20 protein-coding genes are annotated in these 25,110 nt (G+C 36.9%); 4 read left to right on the plus strand and 16 right to left on the minus strand.

Going from position 1 to position 25,110, the window contains the following annotated elements:
- Positions 1-51 precede the first annotated feature (51 nt).
- The 4 genes from R3F25_12515 to R3F25_12530 are packed head-to-tail and all read right to left on the minus strand — an operon-like array spanning position 52 to position 5,804.
- Positions 52-1,881, minus strand: a complete 1,830-nt coding sequence (locus R3F25_12515) for a hypothetical protein (protein ID MEZ5497623.1) — start codon at positions 1,879-1,881, stop codon at positions 52-54.
- 57 nt (positions 1,882-1,938) lie between these two features.
- Entirely contained in the window at positions 1,939-3,936 is a 1,998-nt protein-coding gene (locus R3F25_12520) for a DUF3488 and transglutaminase-like domain-containing protein (GenBank protein ID MEZ5497624.1), read from the minus strand.
- Complete coding sequence (locus R3F25_12525) at positions 3,923-4,909, minus strand: DUF58 domain-containing protein (protein MEZ5497625.1); 987 nt, start codon at positions 4,907-4,909, stop codon at positions 3,923-3,925. The genes R3F25_12520 and R3F25_12525 overlap by 14 nt, the downstream gene beginning before the upstream one ends.
- The gene (locus R3F25_12530; protein ID MEZ5497626.1) at positions 4,890-5,804 is read right to left on the minus strand and encodes a MoxR family ATPase; all 915 of its coding nucleotides are present in this window, start codon (positions 5,802-5,804) and stop codon (positions 4,890-4,892) included. Before R3F25_12530 ends, R3F25_12525 begins: the two co-directional genes overlap by 20 nt.
- 215 nt (positions 5,805-6,019) lie before the next feature.
- Between R3F25_12530 and R3F25_12535 the strand changes: the two genes are divergently transcribed.
- Both R3F25_12535 and ung read left to right on the plus strand, forming a co-directional pair.
- Positions 6,020-6,823, plus strand: a complete 804-nt coding sequence (locus R3F25_12535) for a response regulator (protein MEZ5497627.1) — start codon at positions 6,020-6,022, stop codon at positions 6,821-6,823.
- 3 nt (positions 6,824-6,826) lie between these two features.
- Positions 6,827-7,510 (plus strand): uracil-DNA glycosylase, encoded by a 684-nt coding sequence (ung, locus tag R3F25_12540; protein ID MEZ5497628.1) that lies wholly within the window; start codon positions 6,827-6,829, stop codon positions 7,508-7,510.
- A 60-nt stretch (positions 7,511-7,570) separates the two neighbouring features.
- Here ung and R3F25_12545 read toward each other — a convergent pair whose 3' ends face one another.
- The 11 genes from R3F25_12545 to rsmG form a co-directional block, all read right to left on the minus strand.
- Positions 7,571-7,987, minus strand: coding sequence for a hypothetical protein (locus R3F25_12545; GenBank protein MEZ5497629.1), 417 nt, complete (start codon positions 7,985-7,987; stop codon positions 7,571-7,573).
- A gap of 65 nt (positions 7,988-8,052) precedes the next feature.
- Positions 8,053-8,451: a hypothetical protein gene (locus R3F25_12550; GenBank protein ID MEZ5497630.1), complete on the minus strand. Its 399-nt coding sequence runs from the start codon at positions 8,449-8,451 to the stop codon at positions 8,053-8,055.
- A gap of 69 nt (positions 8,452-8,520) precedes the next feature.
- Positions 8,521-11,040, minus strand: a complete 2,520-nt coding sequence (locus R3F25_12555) for a B12-binding domain-containing radical SAM protein (protein MEZ5497631.1) — start codon at positions 11,038-11,040, stop codon at positions 8,521-8,523.
- Between the two features lie 15 nt (positions 11,041-11,055).
- Positions 11,056-13,023: a S9 family peptidase gene (locus R3F25_12560; GenBank protein ID MEZ5497632.1), complete on the minus strand. Its 1,968-nt coding sequence runs from the start codon at positions 13,021-13,023 to the stop codon at positions 11,056-11,058.
- Positions 13,024-13,043: 20 nt separating this feature from the next.
- Positions 13,044-13,985, minus strand: coding sequence for a class I SAM-dependent methyltransferase (locus R3F25_12565; GenBank protein MEZ5497633.1), 942 nt, complete (start codon positions 13,983-13,985; stop codon positions 13,044-13,046).
- Positions 13,972-15,522 carry a sulfotransferase gene (locus R3F25_12570; GenBank protein ID MEZ5497634.1) on the minus strand — a complete coding sequence of 517 codons (1,551 nt, stop codon included), beginning with the start codon at positions 15,520-15,522 and terminating at the stop codon, positions 13,972-13,974. Before R3F25_12570 ends, R3F25_12565 begins: the two co-directional genes overlap by 14 nt.
- 140 nt (positions 15,523-15,662) lie before the next feature.
- Positions 15,663-18,293 (minus strand): TonB-dependent receptor, encoded by a 2,631-nt coding sequence (locus R3F25_12575; GenBank protein ID MEZ5497635.1) that lies wholly within the window; start codon positions 18,291-18,293, stop codon positions 15,663-15,665.
- A 198-nt stretch (positions 18,294-18,491) separates the two neighbouring features.
- A complete protein-coding gene (locus R3F25_12580) occupies positions 18,492-20,249 on the minus strand; it encodes a phosphoenolpyruvate carboxykinase (GTP) (protein ID MEZ5497636.1) in 1,758 nt (585 codons plus the stop codon).
- 20 nt (positions 20,250-20,269) lie between these two features.
- Complete coding sequence (locus R3F25_12585) at positions 20,270-21,142, minus strand: ParB/RepB/Spo0J family partition protein (protein ID MEZ5497637.1); 873 nt, start codon at positions 21,140-21,142, stop codon at positions 20,270-20,272.
- A 1-nt stretch (position 21,143) separates the two neighbouring features.
- On the minus strand, positions 21,144-21,917 hold the full coding sequence (locus R3F25_12590; protein ID MEZ5497638.1) for an AAA family ATPase: 774 nt from the start codon (positions 21,915-21,917) through the stop codon (positions 21,144-21,146).
- Entirely contained in the window at positions 21,914-22,540 is a 627-nt protein-coding gene (gene rsmG, locus R3F25_12595; GenBank protein ID MEZ5497639.1) for a 16S rRNA (guanine(527)-N(7))-methyltransferase RsmG, read from the minus strand. Before rsmG ends, R3F25_12590 begins: the two co-directional genes overlap by 4 nt.
- A gap of 135 nt (positions 22,541-22,675) precedes the next feature.
- On the opposite strand from rsmG, the gene R3F25_12600 reads away from it, so the two are divergent.
- Both R3F25_12600 and R3F25_12605 read left to right on the plus strand, forming a co-directional pair.
- Positions 22,676-23,326, plus strand: coding sequence for a protein-L-isoaspartate O-methyltransferase (locus tag R3F25_12600; GenBank protein ID MEZ5497640.1), 651 nt, complete (start codon positions 22,676-22,678; stop codon positions 23,324-23,326).
- Positions 23,327-23,342: 16 nt separating this feature from the next.
- Positions 23,343-24,707: a TolC family outer membrane protein gene (locus R3F25_12605; protein MEZ5497641.1), complete on the plus strand. Its 1,365-nt coding sequence runs from the start codon at positions 23,343-23,345 to the stop codon at positions 24,705-24,707.
- Between the two features lie 56 nt (positions 24,708-24,763).
- Here R3F25_12605 and R3F25_12610 read toward each other — a convergent pair whose 3' ends face one another.
- The gene (locus tag R3F25_12610) at positions 24,764-25,102 is read right to left on the minus strand and encodes a PilZ domain-containing protein (GenBank protein ID MEZ5497642.1); all 339 of its coding nucleotides are present in this window, start codon (positions 25,100-25,102) and stop codon (positions 24,764-24,766) included.
- Positions 25,103-25,110 lie beyond the last annotated feature (8 nt).

The following is a 25,110-nucleotide window of genomic DNA, read 5'->3' on the forward strand; positions in this document are numbered from 1 at the left end:
AATGCAGATATTTACTGAGAGAGCTTCGCGGAAGCTCTCTTTTTTTAATGCTTATTCAAACCCATCTTCAAAAATAATATCACTGGCATAAGTTTCATCGGCTCCGACATCATAAGGATCACCACTAATTGTTGGGTCATCCCAGCCACGATTCTCAAAGTCCATATCTTTACCAAACAATAAATCAGATGCATCACACAAGTCTCTAACAGGAGAAGTTGCTGCAATATGATAATCTCTACTCGCCGGATTAACAAACTGAGGATCAAATGTTCCTGATGGGTTTAATGGAGGTGTAACAAAAGATGCTATCTCGTGTGCAATTAAACAACGAACATCGGTACTTCCTTGAAAGGTTGAATTTATGACAGTTCCCGAACTGCTATCATGAACAATTGAGTTTTGCATTTTCAACTGCGAACCATTTGCACTATGTATCTGAAACACAGCTATTTCTGCGTTGTTATCGGCAAATGTGCTTTCATAAACCTTTATGACAGCTCCTAATATAGCGCTAATGACATAGTTATCCAGATAACCTCCATTTCCATTATTACCATTGTGGTTAAATACGCTATTATCAATTTGTACACCTGCAACATGTCCCGGTGTAACACCATCCGGAGTCCTCGCAGAAATCGCCGTTCCCGTCGCGGCTCTGTTATCTTCAAAAAAAGCATTGCTGATTTGCACATTGACACTAGATGCCACATTGGAGCTTTCTGTATAAATCGCTCCTCCGCTTCCTCCTTGTGTGCGATTTGCAGAAAAGAAATTACATCTTTCCTCGTTCCAGCATTCCTTGTTCGATCTCCTAACGAACAAATAGGATTTATCGAATAAAGCTATTGCTCCTCCCTGTACATTAGCCGTATTATTATAAATCCATCCATCCAGGATTTCCATATAAGTGTCTGTTCCTCCCAGATAGACAGCTCCTCCAACATTAGCAGTATTCTGTGTTAGACTGACGGGGAGAGAATCAGGATCACCATTACATGTTGCTCCTATACATTGGTTTCCATTTAAAGAAATATACGAACCACCTGTCGCATAGATTCCGCCGCCATTATTATCAGCTGTGTTTGAATCGATTCCCCAAACCGCCGGGATGGAAGATGATCCGGAATAGAAATTAATTACACAGCCATTACTATAAATGCCTCCTCCATTTCCACCGAGTGCACCGGATGCAATAGCATGATTGAATCTGACAGAAGAGTAATTGGAAATATTCATGTTCAAAGAAGTTCCTGCTCCGGATGTCACACAATATATTCCACCTCCTGAAAACCCTGCTAAAGCGTCATTGCTATAAAAACTTGAGTTTTCAATATCTACTTGTGTGTGAAATGAAGACGATTGATTGATGATAGCCAACCCTCCGCCACCGACAGCTGATGAGTTATTCTGAATTGAGACATTCTTAATTGTTAGTGAGCCATTAACATGACTCGCATACAAGCCGCCACCGGGTTCTAAATCAGAATATCCATTCTCAATGACAAGATTTTCGAATACAAAATCTCTTGGAGATGAAATCGATCCGTTTATCCATATTACCGGATTATCACTGGACACCAACCCCTGAATTGTTGCTCTCAAATGATTATCACTGATATTGGCATTGGCATTGGCACAACTTGTAAAGCCTCCGCGCATAGAGATTCCAGAAAAAAGAACCAGATTTTCATCATATGTGTTGCTAACAATCCTGACTTCTGTAGCTCCTCCAAGATTATTCAATGCAGTTGTTATATTTGAAAAATCACAACCACTTGCTGTTGAACCTACAGTTACAAAACCAGCTCCATTAACAACTTCAGTTTCTGCGTAAGCTAAATTTCCTAATAATAAAATAATCAAATATATTTTTTTCACACTCCACTCCAATTTTTTAGCGACATCATTCTAAACAAAATTGAATCGTATCACATACTAATCAACCTGTTTTTTGACATTAATCATTTTCTGGCGGATAGCTTTCAGATAATTTTGAAGTTGTGAATCTGCTTTTTGTATTTTTTTGGGAGATTTTGAAAATCTGAGTTTGATATATAAACTGATGAATTTATCAATTTCATCTTTCAGCTGAGGATATTGTTTTTTTATCAATTCGGAATACTCAATCACTCCTTGATAATTGAGTTTCGTTAAGCCGTCTTTGGCAAATAATTTTATGAATTGATTGAGAACTTTATCATATTGACTCAGTTTTTGTTTGGGTCGTGTCAAATATAAAAACAGCATAACCAAAACAGTTGTAGCCAGCATGATGCTTCCTAATACAATCACAATCGCTTTAGCATCTTGTTTCTCGAATCCAATAATTTGAAATAATGCTTTTTGTTTCAAAGCATTATATTCCCGAATCCACTTATTCCATTTGTGGCGCACACGATCATACTTTTCACCTAGTTTTCTATACCACTCTGTATCATGCCAACTGCGGGAGTTTTCAGAGATTAATGCTTGCGAACCTCGCTCCACTCTCAAAGGTGAAACTGCCGCCGTTGGATCAACTCTCATCCAGCCTTTTCCGTGAATCCAGACCTCAGACCAGGCATGAGCATCAGACTGTTTGACTTGTAAATATTCTTCGTTTACAGTTCCGCCTTGATAACCGGTGACAATTCGGGCAGGTACACCGGCTGCACGCATCATATAAGTGAAAGCCGATGCATAATGCTCACAGAAACCACTTTTGGTTTCAAACAAAAACTGATCAACGGTATCTCCCTGTAATAACGGCGGAGTGTAACTGTAATAAAATTCATCTTCAGCAAACCATTGAAGTATTTTTTGAATCAACTCAAGAGGTGATTTTGTGGATGATTTCCACGTTTGAACCAGTTGTTGGGTTTTGGAGTTGTAACCGGTTGGCAAATCTAATAATCTTTCAAAATCCGCTCTTGATAATGTTTCATAGGAATTAAATGGCTGTATCACAGAACTGGCTTGATAATGTCGCAATTGATTGATATCGAGTTCGGTCATTAGTTGTGAATCTGCTTTCAAGTCCGCTTTTGAGGGAAAATCGACAATATAATCCAAAGCAAAAAGATATTTTTGACCGGTTGGTTCCAGTTCGACTTCATAATGAACGATTGGAAGGTCGTTTGGTTTTTTCAAATCTCTTTTAACAGAACTTACCTTTTTATTTCGGCTCCAGGTCATTCCATCAAAATCCCACAGCACCGGTCCTCGCCAGTATAACTGCGACATTTCAGGAATTTCGCTATCAAATACAACCCTGAAAGCTGTTGAATCATCACTAAACAATTGAGAAATACTACCCGGTGACATTTCTTCACTAATGCCTGTTTTACCGCTTCCAAAAAAGTCAGGAGAACCCCAAATCGGACTGCCCAACCGAGGAAAGAATAGAAAAAACAATGCCGCCAAAGGTATTCCTGCCAGCATTAAACTACCGGTTTGTTTAATCTCTGATTTGAGGAAGTATTTGCCATCATCATTATGTTGTAAAACAAATAATGTGTGGGTTATCACCAGAACCGAAGCAAGCAAATAGAGAATCAGCAAAATATCCTGGCTATAGAAAAAACGCGTCAGAATTACAAAGTAACACAGAGTCACTACCATCCAGGCATCACGTTTTCGCCAGGTTTCGAGGACTTTTAAGACCGTCATAACAGCTAAAATCGTGACACTTAGCTCCCGATTCAGACCGATTCCATGCACATAAACAATGACCAATGTCAGAAACACCGTCATAAAAGCAACGACAAAACCGGGCAATGGACGAACCCTTCTTCGTACTGTTAACCAACGAATGGTTACAGCCATCAATAACAAAATCGGAAACCAGATTGGAAGCCGCGGAATATGAGGTAACGTGGAAATAACAACCGACAACAATATCCAGAATATCTGTTTGGAACTCAAACTGTAAATTTCTGCTTTAGTCAGTTTCATTTTCCAGTCCAAATAATGCCAACGCTTTTAAGCATTTCAGATAATGTTCATTAGAATATCCAAAGCCAGAGTCAAACCCCGGTAATTTCAAGCAATAATCCAATTGCAATTTTTGAGCCTTCAAAACCCAAGCTGTCAATCGGGAAAGTTTCATTTCCATATCTGACAATGGAACAGTTGAATAGTCCAATAGCAATTTATCGCCCTGATGTTGCTGAAACTCACGACTAATCAACTCTCCGGTTTGAGCCGTTCTTTTCCATGCAATCAACCGCAAAGAATCTCCTGACTGAAAAGGTTTTAAACCATGAAAATCATCACCGTGAGTTATTTTGGAGGCATCTCCTTCATCTCCGGCATTTTGTGGAAGCGGTGGAGGATTCACCTCCGGAATTGGATAAACCAAACATTTCTCACCAATATTCACCCAAACCCAGGCGTAAAAAATTCCAAACGGAAAAGAGCTGTAAATTTTAACCTTATCACATTGCAACCACCCTCGTTTCTGTGATCTCAGCCGGTGTTTAATACTACTGAGTTGATCAGGTATCACCTCCAACACGCTATTTTCATAGCTCTTATTCTTTGTGCCAATATCAAATTTTGTTTCAGTTGTTTTTAAGTGTAATTTAAATATTGCTACTTCACCGGCAAAAACCGGCTGAGCCTCAACATGATGAATTGTCAAACTCTTCAAATTTAAAAAAGTTCTGTAAAGTGCAACCTGAGCAATTCCAAACAGCAAGAATGTCATCATTAAACCCAGATTATTATTAAAATTCAGACTGGCAATCAGCATCAAAAAAGTAACAAATCCAAAGAATATTCCGGGCTTTGTCGGTAATACAAAAATTCTTCTCCAATTTAAGTTCAGAGGCAAAGTTTCGGGACTTTTATGCAAAACCAGATTCGGAGCAAATTTGGCAAATAGCCGGTCTTTAAATGACTCTGAATTACGGGATTTTTGTTTCATGCAGAATTTCCGATAAGATATTCTTCACTTTTTTCTGAACTGAACGACTTCTCATCCTATGCTGAGCGACCGGCGTGAAGGCATTTTTCACATCCTCTGGAATCACAAAATCACGACCATTGATAAAAGCGATTGCCTGAGACAATCGAAACATTGCCAGCCCGGCTCTTGGTGACAAACCATCAACCAAAAGACTGTGGCTTCGAGTTTTGGCAACCAATTGTTGAAGATAATCTTTAACTTCATCTCCGGCATAAAGCGACTCAATATGTTCCTGGACCTGGAGAAGATGTTTCTCATCAACCACTTTTTTCAAAGGTGCTCTAAAAGCGGAAGCAAACTGATCCGAATAGAGCTGTCTTTCAGATTGTTCAGAAGGATAACCGAGTGAAATACTGACCGTAAAACGATCCAGTTGTGAATCCGGTAAAGGAAATGTTCCGGCTTCATCTGTTGGATTTTGCGTGGCAATCACAAAAAATGGTTTTTCCAGTGGATAAGTTTTGCCATCGACACTCACCTGCTTCTCAGCCATTGCCTCCAACAAAGCGCTCTGAGTTCTTGGAGTACCGCGGTTCAATTCATCAGCCAGCAACAGTCGTGTAAAAATTGGTCCTTGAAAAAACTTAAACTCAGACGTGTTCGGCTGGAAAATAGAAACGCCCAAAACATCACTTGGAAGCATGTCACTGGTAAACTGAATTCTTCTGAAGCTTAAACCCAATACTTGAGCCATGGCATTCGCCAGAGTGGTTTTGCCTAAACCTGGTTTGTCTTCAATAAGCAAATGCCCGTTTGCAAGAATACATGCAAAAGCTAACTCTATCTGTTTTTGTTTATCAAATAACTTGTGACTCACCTCTTCAATCGCTTTGAGTATCAGTTGATTCTGCAATGTATTCTCCATTTGTTTTTTTAAACATAATAAACCAGTTCTCATCTTAATGAAAGCAAATCATCAATTGAAATCTTGCCAAAAATTATGACAACAAATTTATGAAAAATTTCAATTTTCTGCAAAATCGCTTTCATTGAATTCTGCCAATCTGTTCTAGTAAATCATATAAGCATCTAGTAAAATGTGATTACTTTTGTTTGATTGCAGGTTAAATGTCCGAAATTGCAAATATACTTATCGTTGATAACTCAAAATTAGCACGAGCCCTAACCAAAAAAACAGTTCAAAAAATTAAACCTGAAAGTGAAATTTTTTTAGCTGACAATGTGGCTCAAGCTAAAGAGATTATTACCGATAACTCGATTGACATGCTCATTACATCTTTGCTCTTATCTGATGGTGATGGCGTGGAAATTTGTAAATTTGTTCGTGCCAATCAGCATTATATTCCTGTTCTTGTTATCTCCGGAGATGTTGACCACCGGGTTCAACAAAGACACATGGATGCCGATGTGACTGATTATTTAGATAAGTCTAAAGGTCAAAGTGGTCTGGAATTTTTTATTAAAGGGATTCTTGCACCGGAAGAAAATGTCAAAGGTCATGTTTTGTATATCGAAGATTCCAGAGTTGTTGCCCATGCAACTAAGAAAAATCTCGCAAATCACGAGCTGTCATGTGATCATGTTTTGTCAATTACGGATGCCATCGAATTATTGGAAAATAAAGAACATGCGATTACTAAATATGATGTGATTCTTTCCGATTATTATTTGAAAGATAATGAAACGGCTCAATGGCTGATTGAGTATGTGCGTGAGATTTTACAGATCAATAAAATTGAACTTCCAATGGTCGTGATGACAGGCGACGAGAACGAAAAAAATCAAAAGAAAATCCTCAAATCCGGTGCTAATGATTTAGTTCTAAAACCGGTTGATAACGAAATTCTTATAAAAAAAGTCCAGTTCCAGATTCGTTTCAAACAGTTTCAAATGAATTCAGCAAAATCTTAGTCTATGGCTGAAGTCAAACTCCATCCCAGCTGGCTGAATGTCCTAAAGGATGAGTTTGAACTCCCTTATATGAAAAATTTGAAATCCTTTTTGTTAACTCAAAAACAACAAGGTAAGGTTATTTATCCTAAAGGCGAAAATATTTTCAATGCTTTGAACTCTACACCGCTGGAAAAAGTGAAAGTAGTTATTATCGGTCAAGATCCCTATCATGGTCCGAATCAGGCACACGGATTGTGTTTTTCAGTGAATAAAGGAATTGCTATCCCACCTTCTTTGAAGAATATTTACAAAGAACTTCATGATGATATTGGTTTTCAAGTTCCAAACCATGGGAATTTACAGAGCTGGGCGAATCAGGGAGTTTTGTTGCTAAATAGTGTTCTTACTGTTAATCAAAGTATGGCAGGAAGTCATCAAAACAAAGGCTGGGAAACTTTTACCGATAAAATTATTTCAGAACTCAATCAGCATCATACACACATTGTTTACATGTTATGGGGATCTTATGCTCATAAAAAAGGAGCTTCAATTAACCCTAATGAAAACCTAATTTTGAAAACAGTCCATCCAAGTCCGCTTTCAGCTCATCGAGGATTCTTTGGATGCCAGCATTTTTCCAAATGTAATAAATATCTTATCGAAAATGGAATCCAACCTATTGATTGGAAAATCAAAAACATATAAAAAAAGCCCCTTAAAAAAATAATTTCCTAAGAGGCTTTATTTGAAACGCTAATAACTAATTTATGTGATTCTGATTATAAAAAGTAAGAGAGCTAAGCCTATAGCAACCAGACCTAGTTTTTCCTTCAGAGACTCAAATTTACCAGCTGTACTGTCAACAAACTCTGATGCTTTATTCTCACCCATAAGGCTTTTTAATAAACTTTTAGACATCATCAATGCTAGAACAATTAATACTACAATTGCAACCAAATAAATTATTGTCAACACCGGAACCCATTTCAGCCTTGTGCCAAGATTAAAGAGAAGTTCAAAAAACCAGTATAAACCTAGAACAAGTGAAACAAGCCCAATCCAACCTTCATAAGGTTTTGAAAACTCAAATGCCACTTTACTTTGTTCGATTTTGCTCTGAATGAATCCAGATGCAGCAATCGCCCCGACAATAATCATAGTTAACAAAAACACCCAAAACATAATAATCCCCTAATTTAAAAACTATATCTGTAATATTTTATACAATTCATTCCAGGATGCAAAGGTTATTCTTCTTTCCAAACAACGGGCTTCCAGTTTTTCACCTCTTCATCACTTGAATCAAAGCCAAGATAATATGTTTTGCCCGATTCAACCGTAATATTGAGCATATTGTTCACATTATCTGTTTTTCTCTTTAAAGATTTTTGAGTTCCCGGAGCGGTGTTATTTAATATCACCGGAGCCAACCTCAATTGATACTCGCCAGGCTTTAACCACACTGCATTTTCACGAGGGGAAACTAAATCGCCATTGACCTCTTGAAGAATAACAGATGAAATTCTTTGTGTTGACTTATTGGATTTTAAAACGAGCTTTGCGGCATCATCTCCCGGATTCGCAAAATAATCACCTGCAAAAGCTAGGGCTGAAACAAATAACATTGAAACTAATAACTTTTTCATAAGACACCTCAATTTTGGTTTGTAATTGATATATTAATTTAATTAATCTTAACCAAGACTGAATGATTGCTACACTTTTGATTTTGCGCGAGATATTGAGGAATCTAGCTCCCAAAAGTACTGATGGGAGTCATATTGTAAAGATTCATAATTGATATGAGCCATCAATCCGGGATCATCTATACTAAATGTGGCATTACCAAACTCATAAAGTTTCTTACGTTCATCATCTGTTACCGACAAATTGTGTTTAAAATAATTCTCACAATCATATTTCAACTCGATTGACAGAGGATAATCACAACTATCAACAGGCATACAGGACTGATTTAATTTTATGATTTCGGATAATTCTTGAGTATTCACTTGAGGATAAGTTTTCACGATATACTCACTAATTTCAGCATAAAACCGATACCAACCCACCGGAATGAATTTTGCTGTATCAAAATACCGAAACACCCAACTCGTAAACGGAAGTTCTTCAGTATTGGAGTTTATTTCCATCAATAAATCGTGTAAAAAATCTATTGCCTTAACTTGATACTCCCATTGCAAATATCTCATGACATATCTCAATACAGAGTATCCATCAGCAATCATGTAGTAACGATTCAGTTGCTTCATCAGCTTGAGTTCGTCTTCACTGAAACTGAAAGACGATATGATGAAATCATTTTCATCAGTTTTAATCTGATACTTTTCCAAATATTCCGGATTTGCCATGGGGCTATTCGGTAATAACTGAGTTGGATAGGCTTTGACCGACACATCCAAATCCATATATCTTTGCAAGTCATTTTTAAATGCCTGAACAGTAATTCCCGGCAGCCCTATCATTAAGTCTGTTGATAATGGCAGATTCAAATCAGAGAATACTTGAGCCAGTTCATCATATTTTTCAGTTTTGATGTTTTTCCTGTTGATAACTTCTAGAGTTTTTTCATCTGTAGTTTGTATTGATATGATACCCTGACTGACAATTTGACCTTCTGTAAATATTTTAATAATTTCTGCCAGCCTCCAGGTGGAATTTTTTGTATAGTTAACAACCACTTCTTGAGGAAAACCATGCTTTTTCTTCATTTCAACAATAAAGGAAGCCAATTCAATATCTCGGTCATACATACCGAAATTGGCATCGGCTATCCATAAAATCTTTGTCGATTTTTCAGCTATCCAACGTATTTCGTTTTTTACTCGCTCTAAATCGTATTTTCTGACTTTTTGACTGATAGCCGAACCCCAATCACAAAATGTACATCCAAAAGGGCATCCGCGATTTGATTCCACAATCGCTGCATCAACCCGTCCGTCATAGCCATCAAATGTACCCTCAATGTAAGGGGATGGAATTTGGTCAGGTTCAGCCATTCTCTCTCTGTTAGCAGTTTTAATATATTCTCCATCTTGATTCGGATGGCGATAGGTGATGCCCTGTACTCCACTGAGCTTTTCATTATCGAACTCCAACCGATTATGATTTATCAAAATACTATCTAAAACCTCACAAATTGTAACTTCGCCCTCATTATGAACAGAAATATCAACTGAATTATTTTTGTTCATAAAATCCCTGCTGGCTTGTAAGTAATTGGGAGTACTCGGTCCGCCATGAATTGTTATGTTTTCCGGATTGTGATTTTTAACTAATTTTGATATTTTCAAATTCAAATCAATTGACCACATATAGTTGGAAAATAACCATATCCCTTTACCAAATTTTCTATAAACCTGATTGAGCAGTACTTCAGGTGTGAAATACGAAATTGGAATGAAATTGAATATTTTTTGAAGTCTTCCACCATCATAGTGACTTAGAGAGCTGTGCAAAAGCCCTAATGCCAAAGGATAATGATTTTCCATGTGTGGAACAAAATAGACAGGGATCCTGTTATCAGATTCTAAGTCCTTCCAGCTTTGCTTTTGAGAAACTTGATTTTCCTGTTTAATTTGACTGGTCGTCTGCAGAGAAAGAAATGGGTGTTTTACTTCTTCAATAATTAATTTCTTTTCTGCCAATTGGTAAAAGATTTTCTCTACATCTTCTTTTTTGATAATACCTAATTCGGATATCACTTCATTCATTGTTTTTCTTCCAACCACAGAAGATAAAACCAATAAATATTCTAACGGTAACTGATAATATTCTTCTTGATGAGAAAGACTAATCAGAAAGCCTTGTTCAGAGACAAGAAGAGCAAAATTATTGCTGAGTTTGTATTTCTTTTCTACAGAACATTTAGAATCAGTTACTGGCAAACTATTAATTTTTTTTATATCTTTACAATTCGTTAAATAGTCGCCGGTAGTATTTGCATTGACTAATATAGAGTGCTCAATGTAACCCCTGATTTTATTTTCTGCAAACCGTATATCTTCTTGTTGTGTATAAACATCTATAAATTGAAGTCCACTGACAAAACTATCAACGGACTTCTTTATTGTACAAGGAGTTATAAAGTTGTTTAAAATAATCAAATCTACCGACTCCATTCGGTATTTTTTATCAATTGAACTCAAAGAGTCAGTAATAAACTGACCATCTTTTTGTAAAATGATTATTTCAGGATTGAGAATGTATTCCAACTGATTTTACCTTGCTTAATGCCCTATGTTTTCATCAAGAAACTTTAAGATTTTTTCATAAAGTTCGATACGATTTTCTATTTTATGAAAGCCATGACCTTCTTTCTTTTTATAAATTGTTTCATAAGGCTTACCAGCTTCTTTTAATTTTTTCTCCAAGAAGTATGCATTTTCAATTGGAACCCTAACATCATCATGACCATGAACTAATAATAATTTGGCTTTAAGTTTATCAATATGATGTGCGGGGGATATTTTAGGCATTACATTTTCGTAATCATCTCCCATCATTTTTTTCATGTAGTACTCTTTCTGTTTAGTTCTACCTCCTTTAAAAGAATCCGCTTTTTTCCATTGTAATTCAACATCGTAGATACCCGCATCCGGTATCGAACATTTATATAAATCCGGTTCTTTTACAACTGCTTGCATGGACGCATAACCACCGTAACTCACTCCATGAATACAAACTCTATCTTTATCAGCATAACCTTGATTGATTGCCCAATGAGTTACATCTGTTAAATCATCCTGCATTTTATAACCCCACTCTTGATCGCCGGCTTTCTCAAATGGCTCACCATACCCACCGGACCCACGATAATCCAATTGAATCACCAGGTAACCTCTGTTTGCCAGCATTTGTGCTCTGTTATCCCATCCCCAATAATCTTTTGCTCCATAAGGGCCACCATGTGGATAAATAACCAATGGTAGATTTTTTAATTCTTTCCCAGGTGGAATCGTCATTTGGCCATACATTTTTAAGCCATCTCTGGCATTCATAATGAATGGCTCTACAGAAGCCATATCTTTTGGCTTAATACTCGGTCTGGAGCTTGCTAAATATTTTGCACTATTTTTCTTCCTGTCAAAAATATAGAAATCTCCGGGATTTTTATCACTATAAACATGAACTGATGCTAAATCCCTTTTTTTGTTATAATTATAAACAGTTACGTTTTCGTTTTTAAATGCTGCTCTTAGTGACTTATGGAATCCAATTTCTTCATTTAACTTTTCATCTTTCAAATAAAAATAATTCCGATAGCCTGCATCATAATAAACTCCCAGCATTTCTCCTTCAGATCCGACAACAGAGCCAGCTATATCAACATCCGGATGTCTAAATAACTTATCAATCTTTTGAGTTTCAATGTTGAATGAAAATAATCCTAGTGTCCCGCCATCTTCTAAATCATGATCAGATACAAAATATAATATTCCATTGTTTTTATGAATACCTATAAATGAGACAACTGGTACTTTTTTCTTTACTTTCGGCAATTCCAGATGATGCCATTCTTGATTAAAGTCTTTATAGTGTAAATTGACTGTATCATCATCAAAATTGTTTCTGTCTTTTGGATCGTATTCAAATGCAATTCTTGGCTTTTCATTTAAGTCCACATCAATCGAATAAATAACAGAATCTCTACTCTCTCCAACCGGTTTCGGAGAATCATCAACATAAATTGTTTTTCCAGTGTAGACATTTAACTTAACTAAATTCCCTTCGCCTTTGTCTGTATAATGTCTTTTCAGCATCAATACATTTTTTGGATCATCTTCCAAAAGTGATACCATAGATAAACTTGCCATTTGATAGAGCCATAGATTAACCCTCTTTTTGCCATCTATATCTACTGCAAATAGAATTGGGTCTTTTCTGGCACCATCAAGCCAACCTGTTATATTTGATGCCAGAACTAATATTCTTTCATCATTAACCCACCAATATTGTGAGACTTCTCGCTCCTTGCCTACATCAAAGGTAAATACTCCTTTTTTGTTTTTTATATCCATGATTCCGAGCTTAATTTCAGTTTCATCTTCATAGGTGTATGCCAAATGTTTACCATTCGGCGATATTTTTATATTATTAATTTGTGATTTCTGGGCAAAGTCTTTTAGTGGAATTTCTTTTGCTTGAATTGATGTAAAAACAAAGAAAATCAGACTTAATATGATAATTTTTTTCATAATTTTTTCCTTTTTTCGATTTATTTAATAAAAGTGTATAAAACACCACTATTTTGGTTACTGTTGTAATATATATCTTTCTTTGTTTGAAGTTTGAGTCCTTTTTCTTCGAAAGCATGATACCAATTTGGGTTGTTATTAATTCTTTGTGCGACTGATAACAAATCATTCATTCTCAACTCTGCGAATTGAAGTTGTGATACAAAACCAATAATTCTTTCTTTATTTGCAGTTAATTCAATTTCTGACATGTGATACAAATTATCCATGAGCATTAAAACAGAACGAAGTAATGGGGAGTTTAATTTTTGAAAATGTCGTACAATTTCTGGCTGAATTTTTTTAAGTTTATCTCTGAAATCAAAATAATCATTCTTTCCTGTATAAAATTTTCTAACTTGACTGAGCAACTCAGAGTTTGAGAGAATCAGATAGTCATTTCTTTCAACTTCCATTTGTTTAATGATGTCGGTCGAGCCACTATGAGAAATCATTGTGAACTCTCCTCTCTTTTTTAATAATTGATAAACTTTATCAGCTGCAATTTTCCAATCACAGTATTCAATACCGTATTGGCTGGTTATTAAGTCAAAATTTGCCGAAGCTAATTCTAAATCTTCTAAATATGTGTTAGCTACAATTTCTATATTTTGTATATCCCTTTCGACAACAGGGAATCGTTCAATAATTTGCTTTTTATTTATATCTGCCGCATCAGTCGCAGTGACTTTGAAATTTTTATCAAAATTTCTGGAATATTGTGATGCTAGAATTGAAACGGCACAATTGCCGGCACATAAATCTAAGATTTTTGAATTATTACTTAAAGTCTTAAATCTACTCTCCCAAGCATCTAAAATTTCGCCACTATAATTTTCCACAAAATCTTGTGGTAACGAGGTTAACTGACCACTTTTCCAGTATTCGCTCCAATGTTGTGACTTGTTATTACCATCGTCCATTTAGTTTACCTTTAATCATTGATTTCAGTTCCTTGAGTGAGTCGCCATATTTTTTATAATGCTTAACTGCTTTTTTATAAATCGGTTGGGAAACTTGAGCAGCACTTGCTGTATTAATACTGCGTTTGGTTTTATAAAAATTCATGCAGTTAAGCTCAAATTCTAAATTTAGAAAGTCTAATAATTTTCTAATTTGTAAATCAGGGTTTTTCACAACCTTTTCATATTTCACAGTATGAATTTGCTTAGGAAAATATTTCTTCCAAATTTTTACCATTTTTTTTTCAAAGAAATGATAATCAACTAATTCTTTCAAGTTAAAGCTATATTCGTTTCCTTGTGCAAAGTTCTGTTTGAAAGTACTTAGACAAACATCCATCGAGTTTCTCTTTGTGTGAATGAAACGAGCATTCGGATTTGTCATTAAAATAAAGCCCAAATATATAAAATTTGCATGGTATTTATCTGTAAATATATTTGTTTCTTTATGATATTTACTAGTATTTATTAAGTAATTCTCACCAAGCTGCATCAATTGTTTATTATTTAAATTCGTAAGCCCATGAGGAAATCCCCCCTTAAGGTCTTGCATTATATTTTTCAAAGCTAGCAGTTCACTTGCCCCTGTTACTTTTGAATGTGTTGCAACTATTTGTTCAACCAAAGTGGAGCCTGATCTTGGCATTCCAGCAATGAATATGGGAATATTTTCATTATCACTTATTTGAGCTTGATTGAAATCATCGTATTTGTTTTGAAATATTTTTTTAATTTCATTGTATAATTTTTTCCAATCAGTTGGTGCACGGTTAAAGCTTATAAATTTAATTTCATTGGCTTTAGTTAGGATATCGAATGACTTTTTATACTTTTTATTATCTTCTAAATATTTTGCTTTTGCAAAAAGAAGAGTTTGGATATCCCTATGATAAGTTACTTTTTCAAGCATTTGCTCAATAAAAAGTATCTCGTCATTTTTAAATTTGTATGTTTTTAAATCAGCAAGCATCCAGTAAACTTGCGGTTGGTACGGGTTGATAGCTAATGCCTTATGAATTTGTTCAACTGCTTGTTCCGTTTTTCCATTATTTTTTAACAATAATGCATAATTTAATAAACAATCAATATACTGAGGTTGGAGCTCTAGTGTTTTTAAAAAATGGACTTCAGCTTTTTCAAAATTATTTTGTGCCTTAAATAAATTTGCCATCAAATAATGAGCTTCCACCGAGTCAGGAGATATTTCTAAAACTCGAGATACAAGCTTAATACCTGTTATATAATCAGCTTTAATTTGTTTAATGAAAGCTAAGTTCAGAAGAGTTTGCTCATGGTTTTTATCGAGTACTAATGCTTGTTTAAAACTCTTTTCTGATTGTAATAACTTCTTTTCATGTAGAAAAATAATTCCTATTAAACGATAAAGCTCAGGATCTTTTTTATTTTTTTTTATTAAAGATTTAAGAAGTTTATGAGCACTTGAGTATTGTTGTTGCTGAAGAAGTAAGTCGATGTCCTGTTGTAATTGACCATTCATAAAAACTATAATATTTTTAAATATGTAATTTTATGAATTATAGTCTATTTAATCATTGAAGAAAACTTGAAATAAAAATCCGACAGAATAAAAAAGGGCATAACGAGTATGCCCTTTTTACCCAGTTACTTAACTTTCAATTAGAAAGTTTGAGTATATCTGAAGTAAGTCACACGACCAAAACCATCATATAAATAATAGTCATAATCACGATCACCAATCGCACCTAAACCGATAGGAGGATATTTTTCAAATAGATTTCTTGCACCTACTGTAAACTTACCATCCCAAGGAGCGTTGTAGTTGAACTGTAGATCATGAGTTGTCCAAGAAGGAGCCGCATCATAAGTACTATCAGCTGTTTGAGAATCAATATAATTGATATTCCAAGCTACGTTCCAATCTCCATACGAATAAGTATTATTCAATATAGCACGGTGAGAAGGAAGACCTGCTTCACCAGCTGTATCGCGACCACCATCAACAGAAGAGTCTAATACATGTGAAATTTGGAAATTATTAGAAACCTGACCACCTAAGAACTCATAATTGAACCTTACATTCAAATCAAGACCAGATGTTTCAACAACACCTTGGTTACCGAAACCTCTAACAATTCCAGTAATACGACCTGTAGTTGAGTTACGATTTACAGACAATCCAGGAGGCAATTCCAAACCTTCATTCCCTAGATAGATTAAGTATGCAGAAGTGAATGAACGAATTCTATTGTCAATTTCGATATTATAATAATCCAAAGTCATGTTCATCCAATCAACAGGCTCATAAGCAAGTCCTAAAGAGTATTGCTTAGAAGTTTCTGCTGACAAGTTTGGATTAGCTGTAACTGTTGCATCAACTTGTACACGACAACCTGCTGCCTGACCTAAAGCCAAACAAGTAGGATCATCTTGAATAGTGTCTGCTGAGAAAGAATCTTTCTGAGTTAAGATATCCAAAGTTGGAGCTCTGAAACCTTCACCATAAGAAGCACGTAAAGTCAGATTATCCAATGGTTGATAACGGAAAGAAACTTTTGGTGAAAACTCACTACCAAAATCAGAATAATCGTCATAACGACCAGCTAAAGACATTTCCAAATTAGGTAGGAATGGAACCAATGCTTCGAAGTAAATCGAATCTACGTCGCGATTACCCGCTGCTGAGTTACCAGCCGAACCACCGATTTGGCCAGCTTCTGACAATGAATCATATTGATCCGAGTATTTGATTTTTTGTGTTTCAGCACCGACATATACAGATACTGGACCATTTTCCATTTCAAACATATCAAATGCAACAGAACCAAACATCTCATCCAAGTCATATTTACTGATTCTTGAAATAACAACTTTCATACTGTTCAGAGTTGTTGGCGAGTTACCATACGGATTCCATAGGTCATAAGCACCAGACTCAATTGCTGCACGAGCAGCTGAACGTAACAAGTAGTTGTTACCAATGTCAAAAGTTCTGTTGTTAGAACGTGTTACACCAAATTCAACTTCAGCATTACCAATATTACCAGTTGTACCCAATTGGAATCTTGTCAGTCTGTTAGTTACAGTACTGTCACGATTTCCAAGTGCGTCATAACGGTGATAAACCGCAATCGGCTGATTCACTACCGGTTGACCATATAAATTAGTCAAGTTAGGATTATAATATGGTGAACTTGGATTGGTTGGATTGTTTGGGCTACTTGCAGATACATACGCATAATCAGGAACCGGAGCATAACGTCCGAAAGATTCTGTTTCTGCAACAGAAACATTCATCCAAACCTGCCAGTCATCATTCACGTCATAAGAACCTTTCGCATAGAAAGACTGGTTATCAGTTGACGCATCATCAGCAGATACCGAAGCAAAATTAAAACCACAGAAAGGCAAACCTTGCGAGGTAGTTACTGGAGTGAAAGCCGTACCCGGGAAGTTACAAGCACCAGGCAATGACTGCAAAAGTATATCATATTCATAAGCACCTGTATCAGGATTAACTGTATTTCCTGTAACAAACCAACTTTCCATGTTATTGCCATATGTCGAAAGACCTGGCGAATACCATGGATAATCACGTGCAAAAACAATTTCACGACTATTCCATGAAACACCTGCTAATAAACGTGAACGGTCACCTGAAGCACCAAATACGATAGAACCTTCTTCTCTGTCACCGCCATGAGCAGGAATAGAAGCTTCAGCTCCACCAATCATCATTTCAACACCTTGGAAATCAGTACGTAAAATTACGTTGATTACACCACCGATTGCATCTGAACCGTAAATCGCAGAAGCACCATCAGAAAGAACTTCAATTCTTTCAATCGCACCAGCTGGAATTGTGTTCAAATCTTGGTTGCTACCAGTAGATGGCGAAGCAGGTAGTCTACGACCATCAATCAGCACCAATGTTCTTGAAGAACCCAAGCCACGCAAACTAACAGCAGACACACCTTGAGCAGAGCTACCAGATTGTGGACGGAATGAACCCGCACTGTTGAATGTTAAGCTACGAATGAAGTCAGCAGCAGAAGATTCACCGCTTAATTCAATTTCTTCACGTGTAATTGTAGTTACAGGTAACGCTTGTGCAACGTCAGAACGTTTAATACGTGAACCAGTAACAACTTGTTTATCAAGTTTTTCTTTATCTGCACCCTCGTCTTCATCTTGTGCGAAAGCTACACCACCAAGTGCAACTGAAGCAACCAGACCAGAATACAAAGCAGTTTTAATTGCGCTAGCAATAGGATTACGCTTTATTTTCATTTGTTTCTCCAAATATTTATCCATGAGTCTCCTCTAAAAAAGTTATTATCGTGTTAGAAATCCTCTCTTCCGACGGAATATTAACATTTAAATAATACAAAAAAAAGAGTGAGATGCGTTTTTTTTATCTTTTATTAACAAATTTTTTACAAAAATACACATTCAATAACAATCACCTGAAATGATTGATTAAAGTAGTTATTTTTGCTCATTTAACATTTTTTTAATATTTGACAACTGGTCGTAAAGCTCTTTTGGAACACGTGAACCAAATTCGTCAAGATATTCCTGAATACTTTCAACTTCTGTCAGCCACGCATCATTATCAACCTCTAATAATTTCTCCAGGCTTTCTACTGAGAAGTCCAAATTTTCAAGGTTTAAGTCTTTTGTCAGTGGCATATCTCCAATCGGAGACGATTTACTTTCGAGTTTTCCTGAAACACGGTTAACTATCCACTCTAAAACTCGCATATTTTCACCGAATCCAGGCCACATGAATTTCCCGTTTTCGTCTTTTCTGAACCAGTTAACAGTAAAAACTTCCGGTAAATTTTGCGCTCTTTCTTCAAAAGACAACCAATGTGACCAATAATCCGCAAAATGATAACCACAAAATGGTTTCATTGCCATTGGGTCTCTGCGTACCACACCAACCGCCCCTGTTGCAGCAGCTGTCGTTTCCGAAGCTACAGTTGCACCCATCAACACGCCATGCGCCCAATTACGAGCCTGCGTAACCAAAGGAACAAGTCCCGCTCTTCTCCCACCAAATACGATAGCAGAAATTGGTACACCTTCGGCTGCTTCGGCTTTTTCGGAATAACTCGGGCAAGTCTTTGATGAAACGGTAAATCTTGAGTTAGGATGAGCCGCCGGGCCATTTTCAGGATTAAATTTATTACCTTTCCAGTCATAAACAGGAACTCTGTCATTCAGGCCTTCCCACCAAGGTTGATTGTCTTCAGTTTCTGCAACATTGGTGAAAATTGCATCCTTATAAAGCATTGCCAAAGCATTAGGGTTGGTTTCATTTGAAGTTCCCGGAGCGACTCCGAAAAAACCGGCCTCAGGATTAATCGCCCAAAGCCTTCCATCTTCTCCCGGGCGCATCCAGCAAATATCATCTCCTATTGTCGTAATTTTCCAACCTTCCTGGACATAGCCTTCAGGCGGAATCAACATTGCCAAGTTAGTTTTTCCACAAGCCGATGGAAAAGCGGCTGCAATATAATGAATCTCACCTTGTGGATTCTCCAACCCAAGAATCAACATGTGCTCAGCGAGCCAACCTTCGGTTTTTGCTTGATAGGAGCCAATTCGTAATGCATGGCATTTTTTACCAAGCAAAGCATTTCCGCCATATCCCGAACCAAAACTCTTAATTGTTAGCTCTTCAGGGAAATGCATAATGTATCTTCTTTCCGGATTTAATTCACCAATCGAATGCAAGCCTTTAACGAAATGGCCTTCTTTTTCAATACGTTGTAGTGCCGGCGCACCCATACGCGTCATGAGTCGCATATTTTGCACAACATACGGACTATCAGTGATTTCAACACCACATCTTGAAATTGGCGAATCAATCGGCCCCATACAATAAGGAATAACATACATGGTACGACCTTTCATACAACCGCTAAACAGGTCGTCCATTTTCTCATGCGCATCTTTAGGGTCCATCCAATGATTGTTTGGACCGGCATCTTCTTCATTTTCAGTACATATAAATGTCAGGTGTTCCACGCGCGCTACATCTTGTGGATCTGATAAATGAAGGAAACAACCCGGATGCGTTTCTTCATTCAGTTTTTTATAATCGCCGGTGGATAATAAAAGTTCATCCAGTTGTTGTTTTTCTTCTTCAGAACCATTACACCAAACCACTTTTTCTGGTTTTGTAAGTTCTGCAATATGATTGACCCAATTCTCTAGTTCTAATAATTTTGTTGACATAATACTGTTGTTTTTGAAACTTATTTAATTCTTGACAAGATACCTTCGAGTTCATCAACCGAGTGATAGCTGATGACTAATTTACCTTTACCTTGTTTACTGTGTTGAATACTGACTTGTGAACATAGTTTTTCTGAAAGATCATGTTCCAGCTTCCGGATATCGGAATCTTTTTGTGATTGTGTTTTCTGTACTTTTTCAGCACCATAATTTTTAACAAACTGCTCTGCTGCACGAACCGTCATTGATTTATTAATCATTTCCATGGCTGCTTTAAGCTGTAAACTTTTATCCAGTGCAAGCAGAGTCCGAGCGTGCCCCATTTCCAATTGTCCATCATCCAGCAGCTTTTTAACATCTTTATGCAAATCAAGTAATCGCAATAAATTACTCACGGCAACTCGTGAACGCCCGACAGCTTCTGCGGCTTGTTGATGCGTTAAATCAAATTCTTCGATGAGCCTTTGTAAAGCCAATGCCTCTTCCAACGGATTAAGATCTTCTCGTTGAATATTTTCAATCAACGCCATTGCAATTGTTTGCCTGTCATCAGCTTGTTTGATAACAACAGGAACCTTGCTTAGCTCAGCAATTTGTGCAGCACGCCAGCGACGTTCGCCGGCGATGATTTCATATTTATTTTTTCCGATGCTTCTAACGATAACCGGCTGAACCATGCCTTGAGCCTTAATTGAATCAGCCAACTCTTCCAACTTTTGAGCATCCATCTTGGTACGAGGCTGATATTTTCCCGGCTGAATCAGCTCGATTTCCAATTCTGTGAGAATGTTGTCGTTATCAGATTGAGTAACTGACGAATCCCCTTTGGTATTTGTTTTTGAGCCAAGAAGTGCGTCAAGCCCTCTTCCCAGTCCTCTTTTCTTTGTTGCCATGTTAGTTATTTCCTCTTATCACTTCTCCTGCTAACCCGAGGTAAGCAATGGCTCCACGTGAAGCAGAGTCATATTCGATAACCGACATTCCATGTGACGGAGCTTCAGCAACACGCACATTTCTGGGAATCACAGTCACATAAACTTTTGAATCGAAATGTTCAAGCAATTGTGACGAAACATCATTTGCCAGATTGTTTCTGCCATCAAACATAGTACGGATAATTCCTTCGATTTCCAAATCAGGATTTGCAGTTGATTGAATTCTTTCAATAGTCTCAAGCAAAGATGCCAAACCTTCCAAGGCATAGTACTCACATTGCATCGGTATCATTACACCTTTTGCAGCGACCAAGGCATTGACTGTTAAAATACTGAGTGAAGGCGGACAGTCAATAATAATGTAGTCATAATCTTTGTTGAGTTTAGCTAGTTGCTTTCTGAGAACAGACTCAGGGTTTTGTTGTTCCATTAGTTGTAATTCAGCAGCCGTTAAATCTGTATTTGAACCAATCAAGTCAATCCCGGTATTCTCTGCTGTTAATACAACTTCATTTATATCAACTTCCTGAAGCAACATATCACAAGCATTAGGCTCAATTTCTCTGGAATCAAATCCACAACCCATAGTTGCATTTCCTTGCGGATCTAAATCAATCAACAAAACTGATTTTTTTAAATGAGCCAAACCGACAGCCAAATTGATACTGGTTGTGGTTTTACCAACACCACCTTTCTGATTTGCTACCGCAATTACCTTGTTCTTTTTGTTCATATTTTTGTAAAAACCAACAACCGTCTTTCTGCATCTAAAAACGGAACTTTAATATCAATATCTTTTTCCAAATGAAATCCTATTTGTTCAGAATTTTGTTCTGACTCAACTCTTGGTCCTTTCATTGCCAATACTCTGCCATTATCCGAACAGAGATGCCCTGCAAGCTTTAAAAAATTGCCCACCTCAGAAAAGGCTCTGGATATTACCACATCATAACTCGATTGGGGATGATAATTCTCAACTCTGCTGCAAACAACCTCAATATTTTGCAGATTGAGCTGTCTTTGCGCAAATCTCAGAAATCGAGTTTTTTTATGACTGGTATCTAACAAAGTAACAAACAAATCAGGATTGAGTATTGAAAATATAATTCCCGGAATTCCACCACCGGTTCCTACATCAATGATTGAGTTTCCCTGCAAATAACGATAAACTGCAGCACTATCAATAACGTGTAAAGTAATCATTTGAGAAAGGTCTCTAATCGCTGTCAAATTATATGTTTTGTTCCACTTGTCCAATAGATAGACAAATTCTAATAATTTTTCAGCATGACCGGTATCAAGGTTTAGCTCATTCAGGCTTTCAGTCATAAGCCCAACAAGCGAGTTTTTATTCATAATGTGACTTTTAACCCATTGTTAAATTCAACTTAATAAGGTAACTTATGCAACCCTGACACGTTTGTAATAATTAAGAGCGGGCAATTATAGTAATTGTTCAACTAAAGAACCAAGAAAACAGGCAAAATACTTATGAATTTTAATACCGCCAGAAAAAATATGTTACTGAATCAGGTGAGAACCTGGGACTTTATCAGCCCCGAAGTATTGAATACAATGCGCAAGCTACAAAGAGAAGAGTTTGTTCCCGTAGAACATAGAAAACTCGCATTCAGCGACTTTGAAATTCCGTTGGCTCATGACGAATCGATGATGAAACCAATTGTCGAAGGACGAATTCTACAAAATCTCCATCTCAACGGAACAGACAACATTCTTGAAGTTGGTACCGGAAGTGCGTATTTCACAGCTTTACTTGCACTTTCTGCAAAAAAAGTAACCAGCATTGATATTCATCAGGATTTCATTGATTCTGCGGAAGAAAAATTATCTGAAGCAAAGATAAAAAACTGCGAGTTGCTTTGTGAAAACATATTCGAGATTTCTTCCAGAAAAAAATACGATGTCATTGTTATCACCGGCTCTATGCAAAACACACCCGATTTCTTACTGAAAAATCTCAACAAAGGTGGTAAAATTTTTGCAATCATCGGCGACGAACCCATTATGAGCGCATGTCTCATTACAAAAAATGAGAATGGCGAAACAAACTTTGAAACTTTATTTGAAACGGTTGTCAAACCTCTCAGCGGGCAAAGTCAGCACTCTAATTTTAAACTTTAAAAAAAGTGATAGTATTATGAAAAAAATATATTTAAGCATAAGCTCAGCACTTCTTAGCTTCTCTGCAGTATCTGCGGATTTAACGGAAGTCTTTTTACAGAGCGAAAAACATGACCCTCAACTTTCCGCGGCAAAACACACTTTGAATGCCAGTTCCGAAGGCAAAAAACAAGCTTTCTCTACTTTTCTGCCTCAAGTGTCCGCGAGCATGAGCGCTTCAACGAGTGATACAGAAAGTACAACTGACAAGGATGGCAATGAAATCAGTTTTACCAGTGACTCTGATAACAGAGGCTGGAGTGTGAGTTTATCTCAGACGCTGTACAATCATGCCAACTATCAAAATTATAAAATTTCAAAACTTCAGGTTCTACAATCTGAAGCAGAATATACAACCGCTTATCAGGATTTTATCCTCAGAGTAGCAAATGCGTACTTCAATGTTCTTGGAGCAAAAGATAGCTTGTTATTCTCTGAAGCTGAAGAAAAAGCCATTCAACGTCAACTGGATCAAGCTGAGCAACGTTTTGAAGTTGGATTGGCGGCAATTACAGATGTTCATGAAGCCAGAGCCAGATATGATGGAGCGAGAGCTTCTGTGATTATTGCTCAGAATCTTTTGGATGATGCCAATGAGGCATTATTTGAAATGTCTCAGCAATATTACACCGAGCTTACACAAGTTCCCAATGATGTTGACTATGGTATGTTCCAGCTTAAAACAATGGACGCGTATCAGGAGTTGGCATTAGCCCAAAACCCTGATTTAATGGTAGCGAAAGTTAGTAGTGATATCTCTGAAAAACAAATAGGCGTGAGCCGCTCAGGACATTTTCCAACATTGTCACTTTCAGCACGAAAAAATCATTCATTTAGCCCTAATACTGTTTCAACCCAATTTGATTTGAACACACAAGTTCCGGTTCAATTTGAATCCGGTGACCAAACAAGCGATACCAATTCGATTTCATTGAATCTGAACATACCAATTTATTCCGGTGGACGAACATCTTCACAGGTTCGCCAATCTGCCAGTCTGCACAGCGCTGCAATGGACAGACATGAAATGACCAGACGCAACACTGTTCGTAGTGTTCGAAATGCCTATCATGGAACATTGGCAGCAAAAAGTAGCGTTGATGCCAGAAAACAAGCGATGATTTCTGCAGAAAGCGGACTGGAAGCCACAGAAGCGGGATACGAAGTCGGAACAAGAACCATTGTCGATGTGTTAAACTCACAAAGAAGTTTATATCAAGCTCAAAGAGATTACTCACAAGCAAAATATGACTACTTTATTCAGTACCTCACATTGAAAAGAGCATCCGGAACTTTGAATGCAGAAGATATATTTGATATCAATAACAAGGTATTAAAATAAGTTTTCATAACTTAAAACAAAAAACGCCGGATTTTCCGGCGTTTTTTTATATCTCGTTATACTTCATGAGGAGAGAGATGGATAAGCTTTTCGAGTTGAGCTTGATCTTCATCCGAAATGTCAATGACATGCAACCCACAAAAATTGAAATCTTCACGATGGCTTTCAGTCCACATACACTCTAACCCCACAACAATATCGTGATAATCTTTCGAATCAAACTTCCAGAGCGTTTGAAACATTTCTCCAGGCTCAATACCATTTTTACAATTTAACAAAACACCATCGCGAGACACATTCAAGACCTCTCCCATGCCTTTTTCCGTGAGTGTGTTGATGAGAAGAATTTCAACAACGGGCTTAACTCTTTTATTTTTTCGATATTCCTTACTCATTGAGTTCT

The organism is Gammaproteobacteria bacterium (assembly GCA_041395445.1).
Lineage (GTDB): Bacteria > Pseudomonadota > Gammaproteobacteria > Xanthomonadales > Marinicellaceae > NORP309.

What these genes read in the sequence shown, in the direction of transcription:
- R3F25_12525 (MEZ5497625.1), bottom strand. Translation starts at nt 4,909, where the DNA reads ATGAAACAAAAATCCCGTAATTCAGAGTCATTTAAAGACCGGCTATTT.
- R3F25_12600 (MEZ5497640.1), top strand. Translation starts at nt 22,676, where the DNA reads ATGAATTTTAATACCGCCAGAAAAAATATGTTACTGAATCAGGTGAGA.
- R3F25_12590 (MEZ5497638.1), bottom strand. Translation starts at nt 21,917, where the DNA reads ATGAACAAAAAGAACAAGGTAATTGCGGTAGCAAATCAGAAAGGTGGT.
- ung (MEZ5497628.1), top strand. Translation starts at nt 6,827, where the DNA reads ATGGCTGAAGTCAAACTCCATCCCAGCTGGCTGAATGTCCTAAAGGAT.
- R3F25_12580 (MEZ5497636.1), bottom strand. Translation starts at nt 20,249, where the DNA reads ATGTCAACAAAATTATTAGAACTAGAGAATTGGGTCAATCATATTGCA.
- R3F25_12575 (MEZ5497635.1), bottom strand. Translation starts at nt 18,293, where the DNA reads ATGAAAATAAAGCGTAATCCTATTGCTAGCGCAATTAAAACTGCTTTG.
- R3F25_12520 (MEZ5497624.1), bottom strand. Translation starts at nt 3,936, where the DNA reads ATGAAACTGACTAAAGCAGAAATTTACAGTTTGAGTTCCAAACAGATA.
- R3F25_12605 (MEZ5497641.1), top strand. Translation starts at nt 23,343, where the DNA reads ATGAAAAAAATATATTTAAGCATAAGCTCAGCACTTCTTAGCTTCTCT.
- R3F25_12610 (MEZ5497642.1), bottom strand. Translation starts at nt 25,102, where the DNA reads ATGAGTAAGGAATATCGAAAAAATAAAAGAGTTAAGCCCGTTGTTGAA.
- rsmG (MEZ5497639.1), bottom strand. Translation starts at nt 22,540, where the DNA reads ATGAATAAAAACTCGCTTGTTGGGCTTATGACTGAAAGCCTGAATGAG.
- R3F25_12585 (MEZ5497637.1), bottom strand. Translation starts at nt 21,142, where the DNA reads ATGGCAACAAAGAAAAGAGGACTGGGAAGAGGGCTTGACGCACTTCTT.
- R3F25_12535 (MEZ5497627.1), top strand. Translation starts at nt 6,020, where the DNA reads ATGTCCGAAATTGCAAATATACTTATCGTTGATAACTCAAAATTAGCA.
- R3F25_12570 (MEZ5497634.1), bottom strand. Translation starts at nt 15,522, where the DNA reads ATGAATGGTCAATTACAACAGGACATCGACTTACTTCTTCAGCAACAA.
- R3F25_12545 (MEZ5497629.1), bottom strand. Translation starts at nt 7,987, where the DNA reads ATGTTTTGGGTGTTTTTGTTAACTATGATTATTGTCGGGGCGATTGCT.
- R3F25_12560 (MEZ5497632.1), bottom strand. Translation starts at nt 13,023, where the DNA reads ATGAAAAAAATTATCATATTAAGTCTGATTTTCTTTGTTTTTACATCA.
- R3F25_12565 (MEZ5497633.1), bottom strand. Translation starts at nt 13,985, where the DNA reads ATGGACGATGGTAATAACAAGTCACAACATTGGAGCGAATACTGGAAA.
- R3F25_12550 (MEZ5497630.1), bottom strand. Translation starts at nt 8,451, where the DNA reads ATGAAAAAGTTATTAGTTTCAATGTTATTTGTTTCAGCCCTAGCTTTT.